Below are 8430 nucleotides of genomic sequence, written 5' to 3' on the forward strand. Positions count from 1 at the left end.
ATGCTACCTGCGCAACTACCCACGCGGCGCCCGCAACAACCGGTCGGCCGGCTGCGCCGACGGACCGGGGGCGTAACCAGCTTGTGCGAAAGACTTTGCAAACCGCATTTCCGTTGCTTGGCCGCGGTAGCTTCCTTGGTTTTTAAACCATTGGCCTCGCCCGGCATCCAACCGCCATGAACGCACAGCAGCTCCAGCATTTATATTGGCGGGCCGGCTTTGGGCCGCGCCCCCAGGACGTGGCCGCCGGCCTCAGCCCCAGCAAGGCGTTGCGCCAGCTGCTGCACGAGGCGCGGGCGTACGCGCCCATTCCTAGCTCGTCGCTGGCTGCCTTTAGCGACCCGCTGGGCGCGGTGATGGCCGTGCCGCCCGGCACGGCCCCGGCAGCTATGGCCGCGGGCACGGCCGCTGCGCCGCCCGCGCCCGCCAGCTCGGCGCAGCCGAGCACGCGCAACCCCGCCCCGACCCTGCCGCCCCTCGCGGCCATGGATGCCCTGCGCCCGCGCTCGGCGCTGGCCATGCGCCGCCAGGGCTTGCCCCAGCTGCGCCGCGCCGACCTCACGCCCGAACAGCGCAAAATGCAGAACGAAGGTATCCGTGACGCGTTTATGGGCATGAGCACGGCCTGGATGAACCAGATGGCAAACTCGCCCGGCCAACTGCGCGAGAAGGTGGCCCTGTTCTGGCACGGGCACTTTGCCTGCCGCACCCGCCGGCCCGCCGACTCGCTGGCCCTGCTCAACACCATCAGGGAGAAGGCGCTGGGCAAGTTTCCGGACTTGCTGCTGGCCGTGAGCCAGCAGCCGGCCATGCTGCAATTTCTTAATAATCAGCAAAATAAAAAGCAGCACCCCAACGAGAACTTTGCCCGCGAAGTGATGGAGCTGTTTACGCTGGGCCGCGGCAACTACACCGAGGCCGACGTGAAAGAGGCCGCCCGCGCCTTCACCGGCTGGGGCTACGACGCGCAAAGCCGCTTCCGGTTTTTGGAGCGCGAGCACGATGCGGATGCCAAAACTCTGCTGGGCCAAACCGGTAATTTTGGCGGGGAAGACGCCCTGCGCATCATTACGCAGCAGCCGGCAATGGCCACGTTTATCGTGACCAAGCTGTACCGCTTCTTCGTGAACGACGTGCCCGACCCGGCCCACATTGCGCCGCTGGCGGCCGCGTTTCGCCACAGCGGCTACGACATCAGCGACTTGCTGGAGCGACTGTTTTCGGCCGATTGGTTCTACGCGCCGGCCAATATGGGCAGCCTCATTAAGTCGCCGGTGGCGCTGGTGGCGGGCCTGCGCCGCACCCTTAACCTGCGGGTAGACAACGACAAGCAGCTGCTGGGCTACCAGAAAGCGCTGGGCCAGACGCTCTTTATGCCGCCCAACGTGGCCGGCTGGCCCGGCGGCCGCGCCTGGATAGACTCATCGTCGCTGCTGCTGCGCTTGCAGCTGCCGAGTATTCTGTTCAAAAACGCCGACTTTGCGGTGCGCCTCAAAGACGACGAAAACGACATCACGCCGCAGACTACCGGCAAGGAGCGGCTGGTCAAAAACACCGAAACCACGCACCTGCCGCTGGGCCCCATCCAGCAACTGCTGGGTACCGCGCCGGTTGAGGCGCAGCCGCAGCTACTAGCTAACTTCTTGTTACAAAACTTATTACGGACTGAGAACCTGACGCTGGTGCAGCAAGCCGCCGCCAGGGCTGCTACGCCTGAGGAGCGCCTGCGGAGTATGCTGGTGAGCTTGTTGAGCCTGCCGGAGTATCAATTATCCTAATCTTTCGTGCGGGAAGTTACCGCGGAGGTACGCGGAGGTAAAACGCTGAGGTACGCGGAGCGCAGATGTTGAACAACTCAGCCTACCTCAGCGCTTTACCTCCGCGCACCTCAGCGGTAACTCCCTGAACATCAATTGTCTGAACTATGCAACGCCGCCAATTTATTCAGGCCTCGGCCCTGGCCAGCACGCTGCTGCTGGTGCCCAAGTTTTTGCACGCCATCGACCAGCCCGAAAACCGGCTGGCGGCGCGGCTGCGCGATGCGCCGGGCGGGGCCGCCAAGCGCCTGATTGTGGTGCAGCTGGGCGGCGGCAACGATGGGCTGAATACCATTGTGCCCTTTCGCAACGACCTGTATTACAAGGCGCGGCCCACGCTGGCGCTCCAGGAAACCGACGGCCTGCTGCCCATCAGCGATGAGCTGGCGCTGCACCCGGCCATGAAGGGCCTGAAGGGGCTGTTTGACCAGGGGCAGGTGGCGATTTGCAACGCCGTGGGCTACCCCAACCCCGACCGCTCGCACTTCCGCTCGATGGACATTTGGCAGACGGGTTCGGGCTCGGAGCAGCTGCTGAGTACCGGCTGGCTGGGCCGCTACCTCGACAGCACCTGCGCGGGCGGCGCGCCCGCCTACCAGGCCCTCGAAATAGACGATACCCTGAGCCTGGCCCTGAAGGGCGCGCAGCGCAACGGCCTGGCCCTCAAGAATCCCGGCAAGTTTCACCAGCTCACGCAGAGCCGCTACCTTAATGCGCTCAGCCAGGAGAAAAACGCTGCGCCGGCCGGCTCGGAGCTGGATTACCTCTATAAAACGCTGGCCGAAACGGCGTCGTCGGCCGATTATCTCTACGAGAAATCGAAGATTCATACCAGCGCGGCCACGTACCCGAATACTGATTTTGGCAAGAGCCTGAAAACCACCGCCGAGCTCATCAACTCGGGCGTGGAGTCGCGGGTGTACTACCTGGCCCTCAGCGGCTTCGATACCCACGTGCGGCAGCATGAGCAGCAAGCCCGCCTGCTGGGCGACCTTTCGGACGGCCTCACCGCGCTGGCCGCCGACCTGCAAAAAAGCAACGAGTGGAACAATACCTTGGTGCTGGTATTCAGCGAGTTTGGGCGCCGCGTGGGCCAGAACGCCAGCAACGGCACCGACCACGGCACCGCCAACAACGTGTTTCTGCTGAGCGGTGCGCTGCGCAAGCCCGGCCTGCTCAACCAGCCCGCCAGCCTCGCCGACCTCGACCAGGGCGACCTGCGCTACCAGCTCGATTTTAGAAGCCTCTACGCCAGCATCTTAACCGATTGGCTGGGGGCTGATGATAAGCTCGTGCTGGGGCCGGGGGTAGAACGCCTCGCCGGGTTACTGGGCTAACGGCGGGCTCCAGAATAAGCTGCACTATACCCTGGAGCGTGGTGGGCCCGTAAGCAGTGGGTAGCTTTTCCTTGCTATATCCTTCTTATTCTTAGCCAAGTGTTATGAAATTTATCTCGCCCACCCTACATGGCATCCTTGATTATATGCTGTGTGGTTTTTTTCTGGTTATTCCTAGCATTTATGTCCTTACTGGCCCCTTTGCAATGGTTTGCTACGTGCTGGCAGTGGGCTACCTGGTTGTTTCCTTGCTAACCAATATGCCTTTTGGCTTATTTGGCCTGATTCCCTTCTGGGTGCACGGCGGCATTGAGTTGGTCAGCGGCTTCATTTTTATCGCCTCGCCCTGGATTTTTGATTTTGCTCATACCAGCCTCCCCATGCGCAATCTGTTTATCGGCATTGGCATAGTGATACTATTGGTTTACCTATTCACCCGCTGGCACCCACTGCCCAAAGAGGACATCAGCGCCGCTACGGCCTAGTTGCGGGCACTGCGCGGAGAAGTGAATGAAAAAGGGTAGCCGACGCCATGGTTTAAGCCGGCGTCAGCTACCCTTTTTTCATTCACTCCTTCACTCCTCGTAACCTAAAGCGGCACCATGAACCCGAAGCCGTACAGCCACTGGGCCGAGCCGAACTGGTGCGTGACGCGGCCCAGGCGGTCGGCGCCGATGTAGCTGTTGGTGTAGCGGGCGTAGGCGCCCTGAAAGTCGGAGCTTAGGAAGAAGTACTTGTAGAGCTCCAGGCGCAGGCCGCCGCTGGCCCCGGCCACCCAGCCTTCGTAGTGAAAAGGCCCCTCGGCGTGGCTGGTGAAGATGGACGAGATGGTGTACGATATCATGGGCCCGCCGCCCACCTTGCCAATGGCGCTGAGCGCCACGTGCCGGCCCGCCCGCAGCTGCCAGCGCTTTACCAGGTTGGCCATCAGGTAGTTGTTGCCGTTGGTGTGCTGGAGGTGCACAAAGTCGGGCGTTACCACGGTGTCGCGGTCGAACTTGTAGCCCCGAATCTGGCCCGACACGCGCATGGTCTGGAAGTCATCGACCACGTACTTGAGGTGGTTCCAGCTGACCTCGATGCCTAGGTCGCGCTTGTCGTGAAACATGTAGCCCACCGTGAGGTCGTACTGCGGCACGGTGAGGTTGCTGAGCTTCCAGAAGTCGCTCATGCTGGGGTGGTCGTGGGCCACGGCATCGTGAAAGGTGAAGTCGTAATCGTCCGATTTATCGTTCTTAAAGCGGATGTCCGACTTGGTGTACCAGTCGCGGTTATAGCTCCAGTTGAGGTACACGGCCCCGTGGTCGCGGGGCGTTAGGGGCACGCCGGCCAGGGTGGTAGTGGGGGTAGCGGCCGGCCCGGCAATTTGGGCCTGGCCAGTGCTGGCTAAGCCCAACAGCAGGCCCGCCAATAGCAAATAGTTCTTCATTAATAGCGCGTAGCAAAACCTTACCGTAGGCGCAAGGCTACCCAAAGTTACGGCCGGGGCCCCGAGCGGGACCCCGGCCGGGCGCGTTTCCTGTAGACAAAGTGCCGCCGCCGCCGGGGCCGCCCGGCAACCACAGGCAACGGGCTATATTTGGCCGTTCCTACTCCGCAGCTATGCCACATTCTACTACCCGTACCTGGCCGGGCTGGCAGCGGCCCGCGCTGGCGCTGCTTATGCTCGGCGGTGCCAGCGCGGCGCGGGCCCAGGTGGCCCCGCCGCCCAACATGGCGCTGATGGGCCCCGACCCAACGGCCACGGCGTACCAGGGCCCGCGCTACCCCGGCGGGCCCGACTCGCTGCACGCGGCCGTGCGGCGCTACCTGCGGGCGGCCAGCCCCACGCTCACCGGCGAACTATTTCTGCGCCTGGAGCTGGAAAATACGGGGCGCTCGCGCCAGGCGTATTTTCTGCCACCACCACCCGGCTCGCCAGCTATTGCGCTCTATATCAGCCCCGAGGCCCAAAACCTGGCCCAGCAGCTGGTACAGCGCCTGCTGCCCTGGCAGCTGCCCAACCGCCAGCCGGGCCAGGTGTACGGTGCCCAGGGACCGGGCGTGACCATAGTGCTGAACTTCGGGCCCGAGCCCAGCCCGGCCGTGCGGGCGTATGCCGATGAGAACCCTACGTTTTCGGTAGTGCCGCTGCCAGTATTCGCGCGAAGCAAGGGTACGGTGCCACGCAACCTGGCGGAGTTTTTTAACCGGCAGATACGCTACCCTTATGAGGACTTGCGGCGCAGGCGGGGTGGCACCGTATTCGCCTACTTTGAGGTGAGCGAGCAGGGTACGGTAGAGCAGCGCCGCATTGTGGGCACCGTGAGCCCCACCCTCGATGCCGAGGTGCTGCGCGTGCTCCAGCGCCTGCCCAGCGCCCTTACGCCACCCCGCTACCAGGGCCGGCCCACGCGCGTGAGCTACGTGCTGCCCATGAGCTTCAGCCCCTAATCAAAAGACTTGTTGCTGCCATAAGCACTCGAAAGGGTCAAGTGTCATGCTGAGCTTGGCGAAGTATCCCTACCACTTGATTCAAGCTGTTCAGCAGTGCGGTAGAGCTGCTTCGCCAAGCGCGGCATAGCCGTTGAACGAAATTTATAAGCAATTTTATTTTATGCAAAAATCTTTCAATCAATTAGTTACTAAAAAAGCGACTACTTGTTTCTTCGCGCTGGCGCTAAGCTTTACGGCGCTTACCGGGCGGGCCCAGAACGCCACTGCTGTTATGGCGCTGATTGGCCCCGACCCGACCCTCACGGCGTACACGGGGCCGCGCTTTCCGGGCGGGCCCGACTCGCTGCGGGCGCTGCTCAGCCGCGCGGTGCGGCCGGTCAACCCGGCGCTGGTGGGCCAACTATTTCTGCAGCTGAAGCTTACCAGCACCGGAGCGGTACAGAAGGCCACCTTGCTGGTGCCGCCCAGGGGCACCCCCGCCGCCCAGCTCGCCAAGAACCCCAAAGTGCAGGCGCTGCTTGGCAGGCTGGTGCAGGGCCTACCAGCCTGGCAGCCCGGCCCTGGCACACCCGGCCAGAACCAAGCTACACTCAACACGGTGACTCTGCCCCTCCCGTTCGGGCCGGCCGACGGCAGCGTGGCGCTCGATTACAGCGACGAAAACCCCACCTTCCCGGCCACTCCCGACGACCGCCGCTTCGGCGTAGCCGGCTTTGTGCAAAAGCGGGTGCGCTACCCCGTCCAGGACATGCGCAACCGGGTTGAGGGCATCGTATATGCCTACTTTGAAGTGAGCGAAACCGGCGTGGTAGAGCAGCGCCGCATTGTGGGCAGCGTGAGCCCCACCCTCGATGCCGAGGTGCTGCGCGCGCTGGCGCTGCTGCCCAACGCCCTCACGCCACCACGCCAGGCGGGCCGCCCGGTGCGGGTGGGCTACGTATTACCCTTTAACTTTAAAATGTTATAAAACAGCTTCTTACGCATCCCCAAACGCGGCGCCGGCCAGGGCCAGCACGGCGCGGCGCGTGGCCTCGGGCTGCTCCAGGTAGGCTTGGTGGCCGCTGCCTTCCAGGAAGAGGGCTGAGGCCACGGGGGGCAGCGCGGCCTGGGCCACCGAGTCGGCCAGGGGCACGGCTACGTCGTGCTTGCCGGCCACCAGCAGCACCGGGAAACGGGCGGTGCGCAGCACGGCGGTGCGGTCGGGTCGGGCGGCCATGGCGCGCAGGGCCCCGGCAATGGTGGCTTCGGGGGTGGCCCTGCCGATGTCTTCGAGCAGGGCCAGGGCCTCGGGCAGGCGGTCGCGGTTGGCGGGCGCAAAGAGCGGGCGCACGAAGCTGCCCATAAATTTATCGAGGCCATGACGCTCCACGAAGCCGATATTTTTCTCGCGGTTCTGGCGCTTTTCGTCGGTATCGGGCCGGGCCGTGGAGTTGAGGAGGGCCAGGCCGGCCACGCGGTCGGGGTAGCGCTCGGCCAGGGCCAGGGCCACGTAGCCGCCCATACTGTGGCCCACCACCAGCACCGGGCCAGGGGCGCCTTTTTGGTCGAGGTAGCTCACTACGTAGCGCGCCTGGGCCTCCATGCTGAAATCGGGCACGGCGGCGCGGTTGGTGCCGTGGCCCAGCAGGTTGGGCGTGAGCAGGCGGTAGCCGGCCGGGAAGGGCCGGGTGAATTCGGTCCAGACTTCGCGGCTTTCGGCAAAGCCGTGCAGAAACAGGATGGTAGGCTGGATGGGCGACATGGCGAACGGGTACCTTGCGGGCGGCAAGCTTAATTCGCCAAAACTACGGGATGATTTCACGGCAGCGCTACCCTTTTTTACTCGCGGCCAGCACCGGCTTGCTGTTTGCGCTGGTTTCGCGCTTCCTGTTTGACGACCACCTGGGCGCCCGCGCCGGGGGCCTGCTCACCGTCAGCTTTTTGCTGCTGGTGCCAATGGCGCTGGGGGCCATCACCGCGCATTTCATTCCCGGCGGCCGCACGTTCTGGCGCCTGTGCGGGGCCCCGTGGCTCACGGTGCTGCTGTTCATCCTCACCACACTGCTGTTCAACCTGGAAGGGCTTATTTGCCTGATTATCATTGGGCCCGTCTTCTTTGTACTGGCCTCCATGGGCGCGGTGGTGTACGTCAGAATTGCGGACCTACTGCCGCCCCGGCGCGATAAAACGCTGGTAGTGGCGGCGTTCGCGGTACTGCCCTTCGTGGCCATTACCATCGAAAACCGCTTCGATAACCCCGACAGCTTTCGGCGCGTCGAAAACACGGTCGTGATAAACGCCCCGGCCGCCGTGGTGTGGCAGCACATTATTCGGGTGGCCCCCATCCGGGCCGCCGATTTGGGCCACAGCCTGATTGATGACATCGGGTTTCCGCGCCCCATTGAGGCCACACTCACCCGCGAGGGCGTGGGCGGCGTGCGCCACGCCACCTTCGAGCGCGGCGTCGAATTTATTGAAACCGTGGACGAATGGCATTCCCTCAAGCGTCTGTCTTTCAGTATTATACCCAACACGACTACCATTCCGCCCACCACCTTTGATGAGCACGTTATCGTGGGCGGCCGGTTTTTCGACGTGCTGCGCGGCACCTACGAGCTGCGGCCCGCCGGCCCCGGCCGCACCCTGCTGGTGCTGCACAGCCAGCAGCGCCTCAGCACCCACCTCAACTGGTACGCCGGCCTCTGGACGGGCTTCGTGATGAGCGAAATCCAGGGCCGCATCCTGGGCGTGCTCAAGCGCCGCTGCGAGTTAAAGTAGCGCGGACTTTCAGTCCGCGAGCGAACGGGCGAATACACACCCCGACAGAAAATCCCCGCAACTGGCACCAACCAACGCCCGCC

The 8430-nt window shown here is 63.6% G+C and carries 8 protein-coding genes; 6 read left to right on the forward strand and 2 right to left on the reverse strand.

Going from position 1 to position 8430, the window contains the following annotated elements:
- Window positions 1-176 precede the first annotated feature (176 nt).
- From QMK33_RS16755 to QMK33_RS16765, 3 genes are all read left to right on the forward strand, one after another.
- The gene (locus QMK33_RS16755) at window positions 177-1778 is read left to right on the forward strand and encodes a DUF1800 domain-containing protein (RefSeq protein WP_283565768.1); all 1602 of its coding nucleotides are present in this window, start codon (window positions 177-179) and stop codon (window positions 1776-1778) included.
- Window positions 1779-1924: 146 nt separating this feature from the next.
- Window positions 1925-3154, forward strand: a complete 1230-nt coding sequence (locus QMK33_RS16760) for a DUF1501 domain-containing protein (RefSeq protein ID WP_283565769.1) — start codon at window positions 1925-1927, stop codon at window positions 3152-3154.
- 104 nt (window positions 3155-3258) lie between these two features.
- Window positions 3259-3639: an SPW repeat domain-containing protein gene (locus tag QMK33_RS16765; protein ID WP_283565770.1), complete on the forward strand. Its 381-nt coding sequence runs from the start codon at window positions 3259-3261 to the stop codon at window positions 3637-3639.
- 104 nt (window positions 3640-3743) lie between these two features.
- Here the strand turns inward: QMK33_RS16765 and QMK33_RS16770 are convergent, their stop codons facing one another.
- Window positions 3744-4583, reverse strand: coding sequence for a hypothetical protein (locus tag QMK33_RS16770; RefSeq protein ID WP_283565771.1), 840 nt, complete (start codon window positions 4581-4583; stop codon window positions 3744-3746).
- 173 nt (window positions 4584-4756) lie between these two features.
- Here QMK33_RS16770 and QMK33_RS16775 point away from each other — a divergent pair, with 173 nt between their 5' ends.
- Together QMK33_RS16775 and QMK33_RS16780 are read left to right on the forward strand one after the other, a co-directional pair.
- Complete coding sequence (locus QMK33_RS16775) at window positions 4757-5587, forward strand: energy transducer TonB (RefSeq protein ID WP_283565772.1); 831 nt, start codon at window positions 4757-4759, stop codon at window positions 5585-5587.
- A gap of 163 nt (window positions 5588-5750) precedes the next feature.
- Window positions 5751-6557 carry an energy transducer TonB gene (locus QMK33_RS16780; RefSeq protein ID WP_283565773.1) on the forward strand — a complete coding sequence of 269 codons (807 nt, stop codon included), beginning with the start codon at window positions 5751-5753 and terminating at the stop codon, window positions 6555-6557.
- 9 nt (window positions 6558-6566) lie between these two features.
- Here QMK33_RS16780 and QMK33_RS16785 read toward each other — a convergent pair whose 3' ends face one another.
- On the reverse strand, window positions 6567-7331 hold the full coding sequence (locus QMK33_RS16785) for an alpha/beta fold hydrolase (RefSeq protein WP_283565774.1): 765 nt from the start codon (window positions 7329-7331) through the stop codon (window positions 6567-6569).
- Between the two features lie 50 nt (window positions 7332-7381).
- On the opposite strand from QMK33_RS16785, the gene QMK33_RS16790 reads away from it, so the two are divergent.
- Window positions 7382-8347, forward strand: a complete 966-nt coding sequence (locus QMK33_RS16790; RefSeq protein ID WP_283565775.1) for an SRPBCC family protein — start codon at window positions 7382-7384, stop codon at window positions 8345-8347.
- Window positions 8348-8430 lie beyond the last annotated feature (83 nt).

This window comes from Hymenobacter sp. H14-R3 (genome assembly GCF_030063445.1).
GTDB lineage: Bacteria > Bacteroidota > Bacteroidia > Cytophagales > Hymenobacteraceae > Hymenobacter.